The sequence below is a fragment of the Promicromonospora kroppenstedtii genome, from assembly GCF_044389675.1.
Taxonomy (GTDB): domain Bacteria; phylum Actinomycetota; class Actinomycetes; order Actinomycetales; family Cellulomonadaceae; genus Promicromonospora; species Promicromonospora kroppenstedtii.
Map to the genome: position 1 here is coordinate 104625 of NZ_JBIRYI010000017.1, position 19786 is coordinate 124410.

A 19786-nucleotide genomic window follows, 5' to 3' on the forward strand; every position below is an offset into this window, starting at 1 on the left:
TGCATGCGCCCTGTATGCGCCGACGATCCCTACGTTCGTATCGACGAGAGCGGGCGTCCGTGGTGACGCGCGCGGGACGGGATACCGTCTGGCCATGAACTCGCTCGGTGACGTCCTGACCGGCCTGCTGGAGCGGACCCGTGCGGCCCGCCGCGTGCCCGCCCTCTCCGCGGCCGTGGGCCGTGGCGGCGAGGTGGTGTGGGCCCGCGTGGCCGCCGCCCCATGGACCGCCGGGCCGACGACGGACGGGGCACCGGCGGACGGCGCACCGGCGGGCGGGCCGACGGCGGAGCACGCCTTCCGCATCGGGTCGATCACCAAGCCGATGATCGCCGTGGCCGTGCTGCGGCTCGTCTCCGAGGGCCACGCGGCGCTCGCGGACCCGATCGGGCGGCACCTGCCGGACGCACCGGCCCCCGACGCCACCATCAGGCACCTGCTGACGCACACCAGCGGCCTGCAGGCCGAGTTCCCGGGCCCGTGGTGGGAGCGGCACGGCGGGCCGACGTGGGACGAGCTGGCCGCCTCCGGCGTCGAGCAGCTCTGGGACCCGGGCGAGCAGTACCACTACAGCAACCCCGGGTTCGCGATGCTGGGCCGCCTGGTCGAGGTGGTCCGCGGGGCCTCGTGGGACAAGGTGCTGCGCGCCGAGCTGTGGGAGCCCCTGGGGATGACGGCCACCGGCCGGGTGCCCGTTGGCCCCCACGTCGACGGCTACGCCGTGCACCCGGACGCCGACCTGGTGCACCACGAGCCCGTCCCCGACTACCGCGCGGCGGGCCCTGCGGGCGAGGTGTGGTCCACGCCGTCGGACCTGGTGCGGTTCGGGATGTGGCTGGTCGGTCGCGAGGCGGACCGGGACGCCGGCGAGGCCGTGCTCCCGCTGGAGCTGCGCCGGCAGCTGGCGGTGCCGCGCGTGGTGGTCGACGACGCCGGGCCCGCCGGCGGCCCGTGGACCACCGCGCACGGCCTGGGGGTGCGCGTGCGCCAGGACGGCGCCGTCCGCACGGTCGGGCACGGCGGCTCCGTGCCGGGGTTCACCGCCGACCTGCGGGCGGACGTCACGACGGGCGCCGTGGTCGCGGTGTGCGGCTCGTCCACGGCCGGGTTCGGCGACGGCACGGAGCTGCTGGCGGCGTTCCAGGGCGACGGGGCGGCTGCGGCAGGGCCTGTGCCCGGCGAGCTCCGCACGGAACGGCAGAGGGGACCGGACGGGCTCGTACGGGCCGGGATCGCCGGGACCTGGTACTGGGGCCCGGTCCCGTTCGACGTGCGCGTCGACGCGGCGGGGCGGGTCGACCTGCGGTCGCGGAACAGCGGGGGCCGCGGCACGCTCTTCGACGTCGTCCCCGGTGGGGTCCATGGCGAGCTCCGTGGCGTCGACGGCGGGTACTGGCTGGGGGAGCGACTCCGGGTGGTCGAGGCGGACGGCGCGCCCGTCACGCTGGACGTCGGCACCTTCCACTTCACGCGGGCCCCGTACGACTCCGGCACCGCCGTGCCCGGAGGTGTGGACGGCGCCGGCTGGCACCGTCCCGGCCGGGCCGGGTAGGCGCTCCGGCGGGTCCGTACGGGGCCGGCCAGGGGACTCGCGGGCCCGTCCGGCGCGGGTGGCGGCGAGGTATTCCCAAGGACGGAGGTCCGTCGTGTGGCGAGCCCGACAAACTCCGCCCGCGGTGACACGCCGAAGGGGTGCGACACGCCGTGGACTCAGATATTTTTCTGGCCCCGGGAGGCCTTCGAGGTGCCCTTTCGGGCCGCCCCAGCGGCCCCTCCGACGGCGCCCCGTGAACCCGCGCGCGCGGCCTCCCAGGCGGTGTCAGAGGCTCGTGGCAGCATGGTCCATGAGCGTCACGAGCGTTCCCGGCGTAGTGCCTACCACGTCCCGAACCACTACATGTCGTGACCGAGCGAGTGTCAGACCCTAGGTGTAGTGTTTGGTGCAGCGGGAGACGCACACCCGCGAACAAAGCACACGGACGTAAGTTCACGGGTGTTCTTCGAGGTCAGAGGAGGCGGACATGAGCGTCACGGTCTACAGCAAGCCGGCATGCGTCCAGTGCGACGCGACGTACCGGGCACTGGATCGCAAGGGTGTCGAGTACACGGTCGTCGACATCACGCAGGACGCCGAGGCGCTGGAGATGGTCCGCGGCCTCGGTTACCTCCAGGCACCGGTCGTGGTGGCCGGTGACACCCACTGGTCGGGCTTTCGCCCCGACCAGATCAGCGCGGTCGCCGCGCTTCAGGCCGCTTCGGCCTGACCTGCACCACCGCTACGTCGGCAAGGAGGCGTGACGTGGGCTCTCTCGTCTACTTCTCCAGCGTGTCCGAGAACACGCACCGGTTCGTCGAGAAGCTCGCTCTCGACGAGCAGGGGATGTCCGTGCACCGGATCCCGCTCCGCCCGGCCGACGGCTTCCTGCGCGTGGACGAGCCCTACGTCCTCATGGCCCCCACCTACGGTGGCGGCAACGAGGGCGGGGCCGTCCCGCGCCAGGTGAGGAAGTTCCTCAACGACGAACACAACCGGTCGCTCATCCGCGGCGTCATCGCCGCGGGTAACACCAACTTCGGGGCTGCGTACTGCATTACCGGAGACATCATCGCCGCCAAGTGTGATGTCCCGTACCTGTATGCCTTCGAGCTCCTCGGAACTGCGCAGGACGTCACGCGCGTCCGCAACGGATTGGGACGATTTTGGCAGCAACAACCACTGAGCCTCAGCGCTTGATCGACGGCGGCTTGGCCGAAGGCCTGAGCGAGATCCCCCTGGAGTCTCTCCAGATGGACTACCACTCGCTCAACGCCATGCTGAACCTGTACGGGCCGGACGGGAAGATCCAGTTCGAGAAGGACCGCGAGGCGGCCCGCCAGTACTTCCTGCAGCACGTGAACCCGAACACCGTCGAGTTCGACACCCTCGAGGCCAAGCTCGAGCACCTCGTCGAGGCCAAGTACTACGACCCGACCGTGCTCGCCAAGTACTCGGGCTCGTTCGTCAAGGAGCTGTTCCAGCTCGCGTACTCGAAGAAGTTCCGCTTCGAGACGTTCCTCGGCGCCTTCAAGTACTACACGTCGTACACGCTCAAGACGTTCGACGGCAAGAAGTACCTGGAGCGCTTCGAGGACCGCGTCGCCATGGTCGCGCTCGGCCTGGCCGACGGCGTGGAGCAGACGGCCCGCGACATCGTCGAGGAGGTCATCTCCGGACGGTTCCAGCCGGCGACGCCGACCTTCCTCAACGTCGGCAAGGCGCAGCGCGGCGAGCCCGTGTCCTGCTTCCTGCTGCGCATCGAGGACAACATGGAGTCCATCGCGCGCGGCATCAACTCCGCACTGCAGCTCTCCAAGCGCGGCGGTGGCGTGGCGCTGCTCCTGAGCAACATCCGCGAGCACGGCGCGCCCATCAAGCACATCGAGAACCAGTCCTCGGGCGTCATCCCCGTGATGAAGCTCCTGGAGGACTCCTTCTCCTACGCGAACCAGCTCGGTGCGCGCCAGGGCGCCGGTGCCGTGTACCTGCACGCGCACCACCCCGACATCATGCGGTTCCTCGACACCAAGCGGGAGAACGCGGACGAGAAGATCCGCATCAAGACCCTCTCGCTCGGTGTGGTCATCCCGGACATCACGTTCGAGCTGGCCAAGAAGAACGCCGACATGCACCTCTTCAGCCCGTACGACGTCGAGCGGGTCTACGGCAAGCCGTTCGCGGACATCTCCATCTCGGAGAAGTACGACGAGCTCGTCGCCGACGACCGCATCCGCAAGACGACGATCAGCGCGCGCGACTTCTTCCAGACGCTCGCCGAGCTGCAGTTCGAGTCGGGCTACCCGTACATCATGTTCGAGGACACGGTGAACAAGGCGAACCCCATCAAGGGCCGCATCACCCACTCGAACCTGTGCTCCGAGATCCTGCAGGTCTCCACGCCGTCGACGTTCAACGAGGACCTCTCGTACGACGAGGTCGGGCGGGACATCTCCTGCAACCTGGGCTCGCTGAACATCGCCAAGGCGATGGACTCCCCGGACTTCGGCCGCACGATCGACACCGCGATCCGCGCGCTGACCGCGGTCAGCGACCAGACGTCGATCGAGTCCGTCCCGTCGATCAAGCTGGCGAACGAGCGGGGCCACGCGATCGGCCTGGGCCAGATGAACCTGCACGGCTACCTCGCCCGTGAGCGCATCTACTACGGCTCCGACGAGGGCATCGACTTCACGAACATCTACTTCTACACCGTGGCCTACCACGCGATCGCGGCGTCCAACCGCCTGTCGATCGAGCGCGGGCAGAAGTTCGGCGGGTTCGAGGACTCGAAGTACGCCACGGGCGAGTACTTCGACAAGTACGTCGAGCAGGAGTGGAAGCCGGCCACCGAGCGCGTCGCGCGTCTGTTCGCCGACGCCGAGGTGTCGATCCCGACGCAGGACGACTGGCGTGAGCTCAAGGCCTCGGTCATGGAGCACGGTCTGTACAACCAGAACCTCCAGGCCGTCCCGCCCACGGGTTCGATCAGCTACATCAACAACTCGACGTCGTCGATCCACCCGGTGCCGGCCAAGGTCGAGATCCGCAAGGAAGGCAAGCTCGGCCGCGTCTACTACCCGGCGCCGTACATGACGAACGACAACCTGGACTACTACCAGGACGCGTACGAGATCGGCTACGAGAAGATCATCGACACGTACGCCGCGGCGACGCAGCACGTGGACCAGGGCCTCTCGCTGACCCTGTTCTTCCCGGACACGGTGACCACGCGCGACGTCAACAAGGCGCAGATCTACGCGTGGCGCAAGGGCATCAAGACGCTCTACTACATCCGCCTGCGCCAGATGGCACTGGAGGGTACGGAGGTCGAGAACTGCGTCAGCTGCATGCTGTGACAGCAGCACGCTGACCGGTCAGCACCGCCAGGCTCATCCGCACCACCGCCGCTCCTGAAGGAACTCCCATGTCGCCAACTGGCAAGCTCAAGCTCATCGATCGCGTGACGGCGATCAACTGGAACCGCCTCGAGGACGAGAAGGACCTCGAGGTCTGGGACCGCCTGGTCGGTAACTTCTGGCTGCCCGAGAAGGTCCCGGTGTCCAACGACATCCAGTCGTGGAACACGCTCTCGGAGCACGAGAAGACCATGACGTCGCGGGTGTTCACCGGTCTGACCCTCCTGGACACCATCCAGGGCACGGTCGGCGCGGTGTCGCTGATCCCGGACGCGCTCACCCCGCACGAGGAGGCGGTGTACACCAACATCGCCTTCATGGAGAGCGTGCACGCGAAGAGCTACTCCTCGATCTTCTCCACGCTGCTGTCCACGCCGGAGATCGACGCCGCCTTCGAGTGGTCGGAGAGCAACGAGCACCTGCAGAAGAAGGCGGAGATCGTCCTCGACTACTACCGGGGCGACGACCCGCTGAAGCGCAAGGTCGCCTCGACGATGCTCGAGTCGTTCCTGTTCTACTCCGGCTTCTACGCGCCGATGTACTGGTCCTCGCGGGCGAAGCTCACGAACACGGCCGACCTGATCCGCCTGATCATCCGCGACGAGGCAGTGCACGGGTACTACATCGGCTACAAGTACCAGAAGGGCCTCGCGAAGCTCACGCAGCCCGAGCAGGACGAGCTCAAGGCGTACACGTTCGACCTGCTCTTCGAGCTGTACGAGAACGAGGTCGAGTACACCGACTCGCTCTACGGCGAGCTGGGGCTGACCGAGGACGTCAAGAAGTTCCTGCGCTACAACGGCAACAAGGCCCTCATGAACCTGGGCTACGAGGCGCTGTTCCCCAAGGAGGACACCGACGTCAACCCCGCGATCCTCGCGGCGCTGTCGCCGAACGCGGACGAGAACCACGACTTCTTCTCGGGGTCGGGATCGTCCTACGTGATCGGCAAGGCCGTGGAGACCGAGGACGACGACTGGGACTTCTGACCTTGCACGCTTGACCGGTCGCCCAGTGCGCCGAGCAAAGACCCGGAAACGCAAATTGCTGCGTTTTCGGGTCTTTGCGCTATTGCGGAAAAGCCATTTTTGTCCTCTCGCCCGGCCGATACCACGAGACCAAGTCGCGAGCAGGAAGAATATGGGTAGCGTCCACAGTATGGCACCTGTCGCCATCGATGCCCGAGGCATTTTGCTCTGTTTCAGGGAGGACGCTCGAGATGAATATCGCAGAGGATTACGACTGGGCCGGGGTACTGGGGACGATCGCCATCGTCCTCCTGATCCTGGTCGTCACGTGGATCGTCGCACGGCTGGTCAGATGGGCGGTCGCGAAGCTGGTCTCGCGCATCGGATTCCTGCGGCGCCAGGGAGCTGACGGCCGCGACGTCGGCACGTCGATCGGTCAGATCATCGCGCTCCTCATCTGGCTCTTCGGCTTGATCGCCGTGCTCCAGGTGCTTCACCTCGAACAGGTGCTGGGCCCGCTCCAGGGCATGCTCGAGACCATCCTCGGATACCTGCCGAACATTATTGGTGCGGCGGTCGTATTCTTCATCGGCTACCTCATTGCCAAGATCGTCAAGCAGATCATCGTGGCGGCGCTGGGCGCGGTCGACTTCGCACGTCTCTTCGGTCGGGCCAGGGCGGCGGCCAGCCGGGAGACGGGGGCGGAGCCGCAGGCGGGTGCTGAGTCCTACGACCCGGAAACCGGTCAGTACTCGACGCCCCCGGTCGACAACCAGGTCGAGGCCCGCGAGACGAATGCCCGCATCGCGTCGGTGATCGCCAACCTCGTCTTTGCCGTCATCGTGGTGGTCGTCGCCATCGCGGCGCTGCAGATTCTCGGCATCAGGTCGATCTCCGAGCCGGCCCAGGAGATGCTCACCCTGATCCTCGGGGCCATTCCGGCAATCATCGCGGCTCTGGTCATCCTGGGTATCGGTTACCTCATCGCGAGATTCGTCGCCGATCTCCTGGAGAGCGTGCTGCAGGGGGTCGGCACCGACCGTGTCATCCAGGAGGCCGGGATCACGACCGGCCGTACCAGCCCGTCGACCGTCATCGCCAAGATCGCGCAGGTCGCGATTCTCGTCTTCTTCGCGATCATGGCCGCGCAGCTGCTGAATTTCCCGGCCATCACCGACATCCTGAACGAGGTGCTCAAGCTGGCCGGGCGCGTGCTGTTCGGCGGTGCCATCATCGCGGCCGGGTTCTTCGTGGCCACCGTCATCAAGCGTGTGGTCGGTGAGGGCACCGCAGCCACGATTCTCAGGTACGGGACGATCATCCTGTTCGTGGCGATCGGCCTGCAGTACATGGGCCTTGCGGACTCGATCATCAACCTCGCCTTCGGCTCCATCGTCGTCGGTGCGGCGCTGGCCGCCGCCCTGGCATACGGGATGGGTGGTCGTGACGTGGCGCACCGATCGCTGGAGAGGCTGGAGCGCAGGATGGAAGCTTCGCCGACGCGGACCGCATCCACTCCGCAGACCCAGACACCCCAGACACCGCCGACGCCGCCGACGCCGCCGACGCCGCCGAGCGGTTCGGGGTACTAGGAGGCGCCTGTCGGCCTGTCGGGCGACACCTGAGCGGAGGACCGGAAGCGCCTGTCGGCGGTTCCGGTCCTCCTTCGCGTGCCGGCTCCCCAGGGCACCGGGAGGCGGGAGGCGGACGGCGGAGCCCCGTTCGGCGGGCGCGCACCCACACCCGGGGCTGGCCGGACGCAGGCACTCGTGCAGATCCGACGTGGTGAAATTGTGCCCATATGCGGTATTTGGCCGCTAGGGTCGTCACGGTCTCCGAAGTCTCGCCCTGCCCCTGGTGGAAAAGAACGATGACGAATCAGACTGCGGCTACGCATGCCCCACGTCCTGTGTTGTCCGGGTCACCACGATCCGGTGGTCTCCCGATGCGCTTGTTCGACCCTGTCGACGTCCCCCCGCTCGCCGACGTGCTCGCGGCGCGGGACATCGATGCCGCCTGGTCACAGCTGCGGCAGGACTGGGGAGAGGCTGCCCCGGTCGGCCTCGGCTCGGGCACGCGTGCCTGGCTCGTGAGCGGGTACCAGACCCTCGCCACGCTCGCCCGGGGCTCCGGAATGGTCACCACTGACACGGGCGTCTGGAACGGCGAGCCGAGCGGGCCGCTGCCGGCGTCCTTCCGGCCGTCCTTCGAGCACGGGGCGACGCGGCGGGTGGAGACGGCGTCGGGACCGGTGCATGCCCGGCTGCGGGGTCCGGTCGACGAGGTGCTCGAGGCGGTGGACGCGGCCGAGGTCGGCCGGATCACCCGGGACGTGTGCCAGGAGGTCGTCGACCAGCTGGTGGCCGGGGACGGCGCCGACCTGATACGTGACTACGTCGTGCCGGTGTCCCATCTCGCCTTCGGCGCGGTGCTCGGGCTGGACCCCAGGACCGGGCGCCAGGTGTTCGAGATCGCGGAGGACCTGGCTGCCGGGCGCGGGGACAGCGCCATCGTCGACGAGCTGAGCTTTCTGCTCGGCGGACAGGTCATGGGGCGCGACGCGAGCGGTGGCCTGACGCCGATCGGCCTGCTCGCGCAGCATTCGGGTTACGCGGGCACCGCCGAAGCCGTGACCGGGATGCTGTCCCTGGTCACGAGCGCGAGCCTGGGTGTGCAGGCGTGGCTGGGACAGGCGCTCCTCCTGGCCCTGAGCGACGAGGGCTTCCTCCGGCGGCTGGCCGGCGGGCGTCTCGGGACCGACGAGGCCCTGGACGAGGTCCTGTGGAACGCGTCGCCGGTGACGGTGCTGGTACCGAGGTTCGCCGTCAAGGAGGGGCACCTGTTCGGCGACGACGCGTACGTCGAGCGGGGCGACGCCGTGCTGCTGGCGGTCGGGGCGGCGGCCTCGGACCCGAGGATCCGCGGCGACGCCTGGGACGGGCTGGGCAACCGGGCGCACCTGGCCTGGGGAGCGGGGGCGCACCGATGCCCGGCACCCCGCCAGGCGAGGCTGATCGTCCGGACCGCGGTCGAAACCCTGCTGCGGCAGCTCGAACCCGCGCTGGCGACCCACGCCGAGGAGATCCGCTGGGTCCCCGACCTGCGCTTCCGCCGCCCTGCCGCTCTGCCGGTGACCTTCCGCGCCACCAGCCCGTCGCCCTGGGCCGAGTGACCAGGCCCAGAGCGCGTCGCCGACCACGTCGCCCAGCGAGGCCCGTACCGAGCCCCGCACCCAGTACTTGTCCGAGTTCAACCCCCGAGCAATTCCCCCCTGGAGGATCTGTGAGTCGCACGCCCCGCATGACCCGCGCGCTGAACACCGTGCTGGGACCGATCGTGAAGGGGTACGAGGAACCTGACCGGTCCTGGGCCAAAGCGGTAGCGCAGGTCGAGAAGAAGGCGGGCACCGAGGATCGTCAGTTCGCGGACGACCTCGGCGTGATCGTGCGCGGCGCGGCCGAGATCCCCCGGCTGTCACCCCTGGGCTGGTCCCTCATCCTGGCCGACGTCAAGGCGCGGTACGTCAACCGGCTGCGGGTGAACCACCTGCTCGCGGAGCACCCGGAGATCGCCGACGAGCAGATCACGGCGCCGGTGATCGTCTGCGGGCTGCCGCGCACCGCGACGACGCTGGCCCACCGCGTCCTGTCCGCCTCGCCCGAGCACCGCGCACCGTTGCTGTGGGAGATGCAGAACACCGGCCTCGAGGACCCGCGGTCGGAGCAGAAGCTGATCAAGCAGATGGAGCAGGGCGCCGGGCTGATGGAGCGGTTCGCGCCGGACATCCCGCATATCCACCCCATCAACGTCGACCGGCCCGAGGAATCGATGTTCCTCCTGCCGCACGGCAGCCACTGGCCGGTCCTGCACGGCCTGATGCCGTCCTACAGCGCCTGGGCGGCCCAGCGCGACCAGACGGCCGACTACGAGTACCTCAAGTCGTGCCTGCAGGTCCTGCAGCACGGCCGGGCGACCAAGCGCTGGTTCCTGAAGTACCCGGCACATCTGGCCGACATGGACACGATCCTCAAGGTCTTCCCGGACGCCACGTTCGTGTGGACCCACCGCGACCCCGTCACCGTCATCGGATCGTTCTGCAGCCTGATGGAGACCTTCTGGGGGATGTACCAGCACGACACCGACCGCCAGGTGATCGGCCGGTTCGCCCTGGACCACCTGGTCGAGCAGGTGAACCGGGGCCTGGAGCTGCGCCGCAACCTGCCGCCCGCCTCGATCGTGGACGTGCCCTACCACAAGCTCAGCGCCGACCCCTTCACCGAGGTGCCTCGGCTGTACGCGGCGATCGGCGCCACCTGGACCACCCGTGACCAGGAGCACCTGGCCGACGTCGTGGCCAAGCCGAAGGGCACCCCGTCCCACCGGTACGACCTGTCGGACTACCTCGACCCCGCGGAGGTCGAGCAGACGTTCGGGCCGTACAACCGGCTGCTGGACCGCCTCGACCTCCGTGACGCGGAGCTCACCGTGGAGCTCTGACCAGCTCCTGGTGACGGGCGGGTCCCGACGTCAACGCGTCACGCCTCGATCGACCTCGCGCCCGTCACCGGGGGCTCGGCGGACCAGGGGAAGGTGATCCACAGATCGGTGTCCTTCCACGAGTAGTCCGGCTGGATGATGGTGCGCGGCTTGGTGAAGAGCACGGCTGAGCGCGCCTCGGCGCCCTTCTTCTCCAGCAGGTCCATGACCAGGGCGAGGGTTCGGCCGGAGTCGGCCACGTCGTCGACCACGAGCACCTTCGCACCCGGCAGGTCGGACGTGTCCATGAGGGGCGGCAGGACCCGCGGGTCCTCGAGCGTCTTACCGATGTCCGTGTAGAACTCGACGTTCAGCGTGCCCACGCCCTTGGTGCCGAGCGCGTAGGCCATGGCGCCACCCGGTACGAGTCCGCCGCGCGCGACGGCGATCACGACCTCGGGCACGAACCCGCTGTCCACCACCTTGTGGGCCAGGTCGCGCACCGCGACGGGGAAGGTCTCCCAGGTGAGCACCTCGCGCTCCGGAACGGGAGCGGACTCAGGGGCAGGCACGTCGGTCGAGGTCATGGGAAGACCCTACGAGACGTGGCGGGCACCCGGCTCGGGTACCCGCCACGTCTGTGCCGCCACCTGCGGCGATGCACACTGTGTGCGTTGGATCTCACGTCGGCCCGCGTGGGGCCGAGGAGGGTCAGGCCGCCTTGGCCTCGAGGATGTCGACCACGAACACCAGCGTCGAGTTCGCCGGGATCGCGCCGTTCTCCTGCTCGCCGTAGCCCTGGTCGGCCGGGACGACGAGCAGCACCTGGCTGCCCACCTTCTGGCCGGCGATGCCGTTGGTCCAGCCGGGGATCACGCCGTTCAGCGGGAACGACGTCGGCGTGCCGCGGCTCCACGAGGAGTCGAACGACGTGCCGTCGAGCAGGCAGCCCGCGTACTGGACGGTGACCGTCTGGTCCTTGGTCACCTCGGCGCCGTCGCCCTCGATCAGGGGCTGGACGACCAGCTCGGTGGGCTCCTCGTAGTTCTTGGGGATCGTCACGGTCGGCTGGCCGTCGTCGGCGAGCTCGACGGCGGGCAGACCCTCCTTGGGTGCCACCTCGGTGCCCTCGGCGCGGGTCGGGATCTCCTTGGCCTCGGTCACCTCGACCATCGTCACCTGGATGGTCTGGTCCATGGCGGTGCTGGCCATGAGGAGGCGCGTGCCGACCTTCTGGCCGATCAGGCGGTCGTTCAGGAGGTCGTACTGCGGGTCGCCGAGCGTGAACGACTCCGGCTTCTTGGTCTCCCAGGTCGAGCCGCTGGTCGAGCCGTCCTTGCCCGCGATGACCACGTAGTTGATGGTCACCTGGGCGCCCTCGGCGAGCTCCTCGCCGGTGCCCTCGTCCACGACGCGGGACGTCGGGGTCGTGACCTCGAGCGGCGCCTTGAACGTCACCTTCGGTTCCTTGCCGACCGGGCCCGAGACCTCGATCGCGTCGACCGCCTTGACGTCCTCCTCGGAGGGGCTGGGCGCGGGCGACGGCTCCGCGGCGGCCGTCACCTCGCAGACGTTGCCGGTGGAGGAGGAGGCGGCGGCGTTGCCGCTCCCGCCGTCGTCGCCGCTCGCGCAGCCGGTGAGCGCGATGGATGCCAGCGCGACGGCTGCCAGGCCGGCAGTAGTGCGGTGCTTCACGAGTAGTCCTTCGGTCGGTGTGCGCCTTGCTGGGGACCGCCACACTCTAGCGGGCGGAGATGAGTGCGGCTCCCAGGCGTTGTGGTGCGCGATGTGGGCTGTTCTTCGGCAGCCTTGAGCCATCCGCTCCGCCCTGCGGAACAATAGATGCCATGCCGTCGAACCGCCGCTCCAGCAAGCGTCCGTATGCCGCGGACCATGTCCCCCTCGACGTGGACCGGGCCACGGGCGGACGACGCAGCGAGTCGGCGGCCGACGGCGAGTGGGTGGTGCAGCGCATCCGGTCCTCCGACAAGACCTACGTCTGCCCGGCCTGCCGCCAGGAGGTCACCCCGGGGACACCGCACGTCGTCGCGTGGAAGACGGACGGGTTCGGCGGCGCCGAGGCCGGGCTGGACGCCCGGCGGCACTGGCACAACAGCTGCTGGCAGCGCCGCGCGAACCTGCGTTGAGCGTCCGGCCCGCCGCGCGACACGCCCAGCGCCGACGCGTCCTCCCGGACGCGGGAGGAGAATGGACCCGATGACCACTGAAGCGACGCCGGACGCGGCCTCCGGCCAGACCACCCACCAGATCCGCTCGCTCACCGTCCTGCCCGCGCAGCGGGAGGACGTCGAGCTGCACACCGCCGACGGCCTCACCCTCGTGGGCGAGCTCGCGCTGCCCGCGGACCGCGAACCCGTGGCCAGCCTGCTCACGCTCCACCCCCTGCCCACGCACGGCGGGTTCATGGACTCCCACGTGTACCGCAAGGCGGCCTGGCGCCTGCCCGCGCTGGCGGACCTCGCGGTGCTGCGGTTCAACACGCGGGGCACGTCCTCCCCGCGCGGCACGAGCGAGGGCGCGTTCGACGGCGGCGAGGCGGAGAAGTACGACGTCGGCGCGGCGATCGAGCTCGCCGAGTTCCGCGGGCTGCCCCGGCCGTGGCTGGTCGGCTGGTCGTTCGGCACGGAGCTGGTCCTCAAGCACGGCGCCGACCCGAGCATCGAGGGCGCGATCCTGCTGTCGCCGCCCCTGCACCGCGCGACCGACGAGGACCTGGACCGTTGGGCGGCGTTCGGCAAGCCGCTCGTCGTGCTGGTGCCCGAGCTCGACGACTACCTGCGTCCCGAGGAGGCCCGCCGCCGTTTCGCGCGTGTGCCGCAGGCCGAGGTGATCGGCGTCGACGGCGCGAAGCACCTCTGGGTCGGCGAACCCGCCGTCGCGCGCGCGCTGAACGAGATCGTGGGCCACGTCCTGCCGGACCACCCGCTCCCGCTGCCGACCCACTGGGACGGGCCTCTGGGCACCTCCTGAACGGTCGTACCCGAACCAGCACCCACCACAGGAGGACGACGATGACCTCGCGAGCCATCCGGAACCTGGCCACGTTCACGCTGCAGGACGGCGGCGGGGTGCCGCTCGTGCTGCTGCACGGCTTCCCGCTGGACCACCGCATGTGGGTGGCGTGCGCCGAGCACCTCCCGCCGGGCATCCGGGCCATCGGGGTCGACCTGCCCGGCGCCGGGCACAGCGACCTGGACGGGTTCCCGCCGAGCATCGAGCACATCGCCGATGCGGTGTACCGCACGATGACGGAGGCGGGGGAGGGCAACGCGATCATCGTCGGGCACTCGATGGGCGGGTATGTCGCGCTCGCGCTGGCCGAGCGGCATCCGGGGTTCGTGGCGGGCCTGGGCCTGGTGGACACGAAGTCGACCGCGGACACCGAGGAGGCGCGGGCCAAGCGTCTGCGGATCGCCGCCGCCGTCGACGCCAGCCAGACCGTCGACGCCGTGCTGGGCATGCCCGCCAACCTGGTCGGCGCCACGAGCACCGAGCACCGGCGCAACCTGTTCCCCCTGCTGGACTCCTGGATCCGGGCACAGTCACCCGCGGGCGTCGCCTGGTCGCAGCGCGCGATGGCGGCCCGCCCCGACCGGACCGCCGTGCTCGAGAGGCTGGACGCGCCGGTCGCCGTCGTGGTGGGCGCCGAGGACACCATCACGCCGCTGGCCGAGGCCGAGCACATGGTGCGGGCGGCCGGCTCGCCCGCAGGCCCCGCCATGGGTGACGCCGCGCTCACGCTGGTGCCGGGTACCGGGCACATGAGCGTCGTCGAGGACCCCCAGGCGGTCGCCGCCGCCCTCGGCCTGCTGCACACCCACGTCGTGGCCCACCACTGATCACCTGAGCACACAGGTCGGGGCGCGATCCACCGGGTGGTGGAACGCGCCCCGACCTGTGTCAGCGGGTGCGGGGACTACTTCGACGCGCCGGCCTTCTCGGCGACGGGGGCGTCCGCCTCCTCGCTCTCCGCGGGGGAGGACGCCGAGTCGGAAGCAGCGGCGCCGGCCTTCGTGCTGGCCTTGGTGCCCTTGACCGACGGGATCACGACGGTCGCGGTGCCGACGGGCACGGGCGTCGGGTTGCTCGGCGGGATCGACGCCGGCATCGAGGCGTCGGCGTCACCCGAGACGTCGGGCTCGGCCTCGGTGCCGTCGCCCACCACGGCGAAGCGCGCCTGCTGCGCGGGGGTGGCCCCCGCCATGCTCGCGGGCTTGGCCGCCGGAGCGGCCGGTGCGGCAGAGCCGGCCGGCGCGGCCGCCGGCGTGCCGAGCATGCCGCGCAGCTCCTCGAGGTAGGAGTTGATCGAGTCGTGCTGGCGCGTGAGGTCCTCGAGCTGGTGCTGAGCGGCGGACCGGCTCGACTCGGCCTCGGCGCGGGCGTCGTCGATCGTCTGCTCGGCGAACTCGCGGGCGTCGGCGACGATGCGGTCCGCGGACTTGCGTGCGTCGGCCACGAGGTCCTTGACGTAGACGTCGGACTCGGAACGGATCTTCTCCGACTGCTCGAGCGCCACGGCCACGCGCTTCTCGGCCTCGGCCGCGTGCTCCTCGGCCGTGCTGACCAGCTTGGCGGTCTCGGTCTTGGCCGTCTCGTGCCGCTCCGCCAGCTCCTTCTCCACCGCCTCCTTGCGGGTGGCGATGTCGAGCTCTGCCTGGGCGAGCGCCGCGCGTGCCTGCTCGCGCAGGTCCTCCATCTCGGTGGTGACGGCGTTCGACGCCTCGGCTGCCTGACGGCGGGCCTCGGACAGGATCTGCTCGGCCTCGGCGCGGGCGCTGGCGAGCATCGCGGACGAGTCGCGCTCGGCGGTCTCGCGCTGCTCGGTGGTCTCGGCGTTCACCTGGGCGCGGAGCTTGGCGGTGTCCCGCTCGGTGTTGACGCGGAGCTCCGTGGTCTCGCGCTCGACGGTGGAGCGCAGGGTGCCGAGCTCGCGCTCCAGGCTGGCCCGGCGCTCGCTCTCCTCGGCCTTGATCGCGCTGGCGATCTGCGCGGACTCCCGCTCGGCAGAGCCCACGAGCTCCTCGGCGCGGCGCTGGGCGGCGAGCAGGTGGCCCTCCGCCTCAGCGGCCATGGTGGTGCGGATCTCCTCGGCCTCGCGACGAGCGCTGGCGAGCATCTCGGCGACCTCGGACTCGGCGCGCGAGCGCACCTGCCCGCCCGACAGCTTGGCGCGCGCCATGATATCGGCGGCCTGCTGGTTGGCCTGGTTGATGATGTCGGTCGACTGGTCCTCGGCGGACCGCAGCAGGAGCTCGATGCGCGAACCCAGGCCGGCGTAGGACGGCTTCTCCGTCTCGCGCAGGTTGCGCTTGGCGTCGTTCAGGTCCTGCGTCAGCTGCATGGCGCGGCCGTCAGAGGCCTCGACCTGCCTGCGCGCCTCTTCGAGAGCGTGGTTCAGTCGGTCCAGGTGCGCGTGCACCTGGTCGCGGTCGTAACCACGCATGGCAGTCGGGAAGAGCGAGCGCTCGTCGGACACGGTGCAGACCTCCAGTGTCGGAACTTGGTGAGGCGCGGGTCAGGCTCCCCCCTGGGACGCCGTGTGTACGGCCCGTCCGGCGCCCAGAATACGTGCCTTCTGCGGATGTGGATACTCCGCAGTGGGATGCAATCTACGCAATGCGTGGAATACTGCCCGCTGGCCCGGGACCCCTGGACCGCCGTGGCGGTTCAGGCATACCTCGGTGAAGGAAGAGTGAGAGTCCCGGCCGAACCTCACAAGCACACCTGTCATTGGACAGTGCTCTGAGTTCGGTCCCTATGCTGGAACATCCACCTGATCGACGGGCACGCGCCCAAAATTTCGAAGGGAATCGGTGGTGCAAAGGTTTTTGGCGATCCTCCTGATCGTGGCCGGCCTCGGCGGGATCGGATTCGGGATCGCGACGGCAACCGTCCTGCGCGATTCCGACACTGTTGTCGCGACCGCGACCCCCAGCGGCGACGGAACCATGGTCGTGACCGAGCCCGGCGTCCTGGGCCTCGTCGACGACCAGGTGACCGTGAAGGCCACTGTTCCCGAGGGGCAGAAGGTCACGCTCGCGCTCGGGTCCGACGTCGACGTGCTCGGCTGGGTCGGTAGCGACCCCTACGACTCGGTGACCGGTCTGTCCTCGTGGGAGACGCTGAGCGTCGCCCCGGGCACGCCTGCCACCACCGACGACGAGGAGTCCGCGGAGCCGGCCGAGAAGCCGGCCAGCGGCCCGGACCCCGCCGGCTCCGACATGTGGATCACCGAGGTCAGCGGCGAGGGCACGGTCCAGATGCGCTGGACCGAGCAGCCCGGCCGCGTCGTGCTGCTGGCGGCGGGCGTCGGCAAGGGCGCCGAGGCGCCCACGCTCCAGCTCACCTGGCCCCGGCCCGTCAACACCCCGTACCTGTGGCCCGGCGTGCTCGGTGGCGGTTTCGCCCTGATCCTCGGCGTCTTCATGCTGCTCGGTGCCCGCCGCGGCAAGAAGAACGGCGGCAAGAAGGACGCTCCGTCCGCGGTCCGTACCCGCCAGTCGGGCTCCGAGCTGCCGCGCCGCGACGCGGTCTTCGGGGTGGACGGCGACGAGCAGGACCAGCACCCCGAGGAGCCGCGCGGCGGGTTCCCACCCGCGCTCGGCGCGCCCGACGGCGGCACGGCGGTCTTTCCGCCGGCGGGCCCGGAACGGCCGGGCCGCGGCCGCCCCGAGCGCGGCACGCCGCTGCCGGGCCGGCCCGAACCGGGTACGCCCGAGCCGGGTGCGTCCCCGCCCCAGGAGGACCGCACCCAGGCCTGGGGCGCGCCGGTGTCCGCGCCCGCCCCCTTCGGCGGCGCGGCACCGATCACGCCCGCCCCGGCCCCCGAGCCGGCACCAGCGCCCGAGCCGGCCGCCGCCCCGGCGGCGTCGATCCGCGGGATCCGCCGCAGCCGGCGGAGCCAGGCCCCGGGTGCTCCCGCGGCGGCCCCGGCCCAGCCGACGGCGCCCCCGTCGTTCGGCGGTGCCGTCCCCGAGCAGCCGCAGCCCGCCCCCGCGCGCGGCGAGGCCGCGGCAGCCGCCCAGGCCGCGCCCGCGCCGTCGGGCAAGCCGATGACCCGGCGCGAGATGCGCATGCGCGAGCAGGCGCAGCGCCGGGCGGCGACCGGCGCCATGCCGGCCGTGCCGGCCGCCGAGCCGGAACCCCAGCCCGAACCCGAGCAGGAGACCCCGAGCAGCCGCGCCGCGGCGTGGCGCCAGACCTGGGGTGTGACCGGGAGCGACGACGGAGGTAACAGATGAGACGCACCACGACCCGATCCATGGCCGTGGTAGCGACCGTGCTGGCAACCGGCCTGCTGGCCGGCTGCGCCGAGGAGCTTCCCGTACCCAAGCCCGAGGCGCCGGTCGCGGCGGCCGTCGTGACGCAGTCCCAGGAGCGCAAGATCCTGGACAAGGTGTCCGGCGTCGTCGAGGGCGTGACCAAGGCCAAGGAGGCGGACTCGCTGAGCGAGCGCCTGTCCGGGCCCGCGCTCAAGATCCGCGAGACCCAGCTCAAGGTGGCCGGAGCCCGCAAGGACGACGAGCCGCTGACGGACCTGAACATGGAGATGCAGCAGGTCATCCTGCCCTCCGACCAGGAGTGGCCGCGCAGCAGCTTCGCCATCACCGTGCAGCCCAAGGACCTCACCACGCCCGTGCTCATGGCGTTCGACCAGGCCAAGGCCCGCGAGCAGTACAAGCTCTGGGGCTGGGTCCGTCTGCTGCCGGGTGTGACCATGCCGCAGTTCGCGGAGGCCGACCTGGGCAGCGCCGCGGTGGCGGCGGACGACGAGAGCCTCAAGGAGACCCCCGAGACCGTCATCAAGCAGTACGCCTCGGTGCTGACGGTCGACAAGGACTCCAAGTACGCCGGCAACTTCGCCGACGACGACCTGCGCCAGTTCTTCCGGGACTACGGCAAGCTGCAGGTCGACGCGATCAACAAGGAAGACTGCAAGGGCGCCTTCGAGGTCGCGTACGAGCCCACCAAGGACCCGGTCAAGTCGGTGCGCACCGCTGACGGCGGCGCCCTCGTGATGGCGGCGATGATCAGCAAGGAGACCATCACCGCCAAGGAGGAGGGCTGCGAGATCGGCCCGCCGACCAAGACGACCCAGGCCCTGTGGGGCAACAAGGACGTGACCAACGTGGTCGAGGTCAACTACGAGGACATGGTGGCCATGTACGTGCCGCCGAAGGACTCGGAGGACCAGATCAGCCTGGTCGGCTACGAGCACGTGCCGTCGTCGGTCTCGAACGGCTGACGCTTTCGCTGACCCCTCGGTCAGCCCTGGCTAGGGTGGCCTCCGTGAATTCACGGAGGCCACTCTTTCCGCGTTCCGGGCTCGTCCCGGGCGGCGCCCTTGTCGTCACGTCACTCCTGCTCACGGGCTGCACCACCGAGCTCCCCGTCCCGGTAGCCGATGCCCCGGTGGCGGCGGCGGTCGTCAGCGAGACCCAGGAGCGCAAGATCCTGGAGCAGGTGACGGCGGTCGTCGACGGCGCGAAGGGCGACGAGGGCGCGCAGGCGCTGGAGGAGCGGCTGTCCGGTCCCGCGCTCGAGCTGCGCCGGGCCGAGCTGCGGATCGCCGCGTCCGGCGACGACAAGGCACTGGTCAGCCTGTCGCTGGCCGACCGGCAGCTGATCCTGCCGTCCGAGCAGGGCTGGCCGCGCAGCAGCTTCGTCATCACGGAGCAGCCCTCCGAGAAGGCCCCGCCGCTGCTCGCGGCGTTCGAGCAGCCCTCGGCCCGTGACCAGTACAAGATGTGGGGCTTCGTCTACCTGGCGCCCGGGGTGACCATGCCACAGTTCGCGGAGGCGAAGCTGGGCAGCCCGGCCGTCGCGGCGGACGACACGAGCCTCAAGATCTCGCCGCAGGACGTCGCGCAGCAGTACGCGTCGGTCCTGAGCATCGACGACCGGTCGAAGTACGCCGAGAGCTTCGGCGACGACGACCTGCGGCAGTACCTGCGAGACACCGGCGAGAGCTACCTCGCGGCGATCAAGAAGGAGGACAAGGAGGCCAAAGGCACGTTCGAGGTCGGGTACGAGCCGACGAAGGACCCGGTCAAGGCGGTCCGCACGGCCGACGGCGGCGCCGTGGTGCTGGCGGCGCTGGCGAGCCAGGAGACCCTGAAGGCGGAGAAGGGGTGGCGGCTGACCCCGAGCACGCCGTCGGCCAAGGCGCTGTGGGGCAACGCCAAGGGCACCGCGGTGATGAAGGTCGTCTACCGCGACCTCGTCGCGCTGTACGTGCCCCCCGCCGGCTCGCCGGACCAGGTCACCCTGCTGGGCTTCCACCGCGTGCCCACGTCCGTCTCGAACAAGTGACCCGCTGATCGCCCAGAGCGGAGTCGACGGGTATCGATCGCGTGGTTCATTAGGAT

General features: G+C 70.2%; 17 protein-coding genes. 14 read left to right on the forward strand and 3 right to left on the reverse strand.

What is annotated here, in order from left to right:
* Nucleotides 1-94: 94 nt before the first annotated feature.
* From ACH47X_RS23235 to ACH47X_RS23270, 8 genes are all read left to right on the forward strand, one after another.
* Nucleotides 95-1552, forward strand: coding sequence for a serine hydrolase domain-containing protein (locus ACH47X_RS23235; protein ID WP_397407337.1), 1458 nt, complete (start codon nucleotides 95-97; stop codon nucleotides 1550-1552).
* A 469-nt stretch (nucleotides 1553-2021) separates the two neighbouring features.
* Nucleotides 2022-2264, forward strand: a complete 243-nt coding sequence (gene nrdH, locus ACH47X_RS23240; RefSeq protein ID WP_020017613.1) for a glutaredoxin-like protein NrdH — start codon at nucleotides 2022-2024, stop codon at nucleotides 2262-2264.
* Between the two features lie 35 nt (nucleotides 2265-2299).
* Nucleotides 2300-2734: a class Ib ribonucleoside-diphosphate reductase assembly flavoprotein NrdI gene (nrdI, locus tag ACH47X_RS23245; RefSeq protein ID WP_036966063.1), complete on the forward strand. Its 435-nt coding sequence runs from the start codon at nucleotides 2300-2302 to the stop codon at nucleotides 2732-2734.
* 53 nt (nucleotides 2735-2787) lie between these two features.
* A complete protein-coding gene (gene nrdE / locus ACH47X_RS23250; protein WP_200836245.1) occupies nucleotides 2788-4893 on the forward strand; it encodes a class 1b ribonucleoside-diphosphate reductase subunit alpha in 2106 nt (701 codons plus the stop codon).
* A 68-nt stretch (nucleotides 4894-4961) separates the two neighbouring features.
* Nucleotides 4962-5942 carry a class 1b ribonucleoside-diphosphate reductase subunit beta gene (nrdF, locus tag ACH47X_RS23255; RefSeq protein WP_020017610.1) on the forward strand — a complete coding sequence of 327 codons (981 nt, stop codon included), beginning with the start codon at nucleotides 4962-4964 and terminating at the stop codon, nucleotides 5940-5942.
* A 230-nt stretch (nucleotides 5943-6172) separates the two neighbouring features.
* Complete coding sequence (locus tag ACH47X_RS23260) at nucleotides 6173-7513, forward strand: mechanosensitive ion channel (RefSeq protein WP_397407339.1); 1341 nt, start codon at nucleotides 6173-6175, stop codon at nucleotides 7511-7513.
* Nucleotides 7514-7866: 353 nt separating this feature from the next.
* The gene (locus ACH47X_RS23265; protein ID WP_397407341.1) at nucleotides 7867-9093 is read left to right on the forward strand and encodes a hypothetical protein; all 1227 of its coding nucleotides are present in this window, start codon (nucleotides 7867-7869) and stop codon (nucleotides 9091-9093) included.
* Between the two features lie 110 nt (nucleotides 9094-9203).
* Nucleotides 9204-10418 (forward strand): sulfotransferase family protein, encoded by a 1215-nt coding sequence (locus tag ACH47X_RS23270; RefSeq protein WP_397407343.1) that lies wholly within the window; start codon nucleotides 9204-9206, stop codon nucleotides 10416-10418.
* Nucleotides 10419-10456: 38 nt separating this feature from the next.
* Here the strand turns inward: ACH47X_RS23270 and ACH47X_RS23275 are convergent, their stop codons facing one another.
* Nucleotides 10457-10984, reverse strand: coding sequence for a phosphoribosyltransferase (locus ACH47X_RS23275; protein WP_397407345.1), 528 nt, complete (start codon nucleotides 10982-10984; stop codon nucleotides 10457-10459).
* 124 nt (nucleotides 10985-11108) lie between these two features.
* Nucleotides 11109-12092 carry an FKBP-type peptidyl-prolyl cis-trans isomerase gene (locus ACH47X_RS23280; protein ID WP_397407347.1) on the reverse strand — a complete coding sequence of 328 codons (984 nt, stop codon included), beginning with the start codon at nucleotides 12090-12092 and terminating at the stop codon, nucleotides 11109-11111.
* Nucleotides 12093-12244: 152 nt separating this feature from the next.
* On the opposite strand from ACH47X_RS23280, the gene ACH47X_RS23285 reads away from it, so the two are divergent.
* The 3 genes from ACH47X_RS23285 to ACH47X_RS23295 all read left to right on the forward strand — a co-directional run bounded on the left by ACH47X_RS23285 (nucleotide 12245) and on the right by ACH47X_RS23295 (nucleotide 14257).
* The gene (locus tag ACH47X_RS23285) at nucleotides 12245-12544 is read left to right on the forward strand and encodes a hypothetical protein (protein WP_020017601.1); all 300 of its coding nucleotides are present in this window, start codon (nucleotides 12245-12247) and stop codon (nucleotides 12542-12544) included.
* 70 nt (nucleotides 12545-12614) lie between these two features.
* Complete coding sequence (locus ACH47X_RS23290) at nucleotides 12615-13388, forward strand: alpha/beta hydrolase (RefSeq protein ID WP_397407348.1); 774 nt, start codon at nucleotides 12615-12617, stop codon at nucleotides 13386-13388.
* 41 nt (nucleotides 13389-13429) lie between these two features.
* On the forward strand, nucleotides 13430-14257 hold the full coding sequence (locus tag ACH47X_RS23295; protein ID WP_397407350.1) for an alpha/beta fold hydrolase: 828 nt from the start codon (nucleotides 13430-13432) through the stop codon (nucleotides 14255-14257).
* 77 nt (nucleotides 14258-14334) lie between these two features.
* Here ACH47X_RS23295 and ACH47X_RS23300 read toward each other — a convergent pair whose 3' ends face one another.
* Nucleotides 14335-15894, reverse strand: coding sequence for a DivIVA domain-containing protein (locus ACH47X_RS23300; RefSeq protein ID WP_397407352.1), 1560 nt, complete (start codon nucleotides 15892-15894; stop codon nucleotides 14335-14337).
* A gap of 340 nt (nucleotides 15895-16234) precedes the next feature.
* Here ACH47X_RS23300 and ACH47X_RS23305 point away from each other — a divergent pair, with 340 nt between their 5' ends.
* Genes ACH47X_RS23305 through ACH47X_RS23315 form a run of 3 tightly spaced genes read left to right on the forward strand, consistent with a single transcriptional unit; the run spans nucleotide 16235 to nucleotide 19730 of the window.
* Nucleotides 16235-17659 (forward strand): hypothetical protein, encoded by a 1425-nt coding sequence (locus ACH47X_RS23305; RefSeq protein WP_397407354.1) that lies wholly within the window; start codon nucleotides 16235-16237, stop codon nucleotides 17657-17659.
* On the forward strand, nucleotides 17656-18663 hold the full coding sequence (locus tag ACH47X_RS23310; RefSeq protein ID WP_397407356.1) for a hypothetical protein: 1008 nt from the start codon (nucleotides 17656-17658) through the stop codon (nucleotides 18661-18663). Before ACH47X_RS23305 ends, ACH47X_RS23310 begins: the two co-directional genes overlap by 4 nt.
* Before the next feature lie 44 nt (nucleotides 18664-18707).
* Entirely contained in the window at nucleotides 18708-19730 is a 1023-nt protein-coding gene (locus ACH47X_RS23315; RefSeq protein ID WP_397407358.1) for a hypothetical protein, read from the forward strand.
* Nucleotides 19731-19786: the final 56 nt, after the last annotated feature.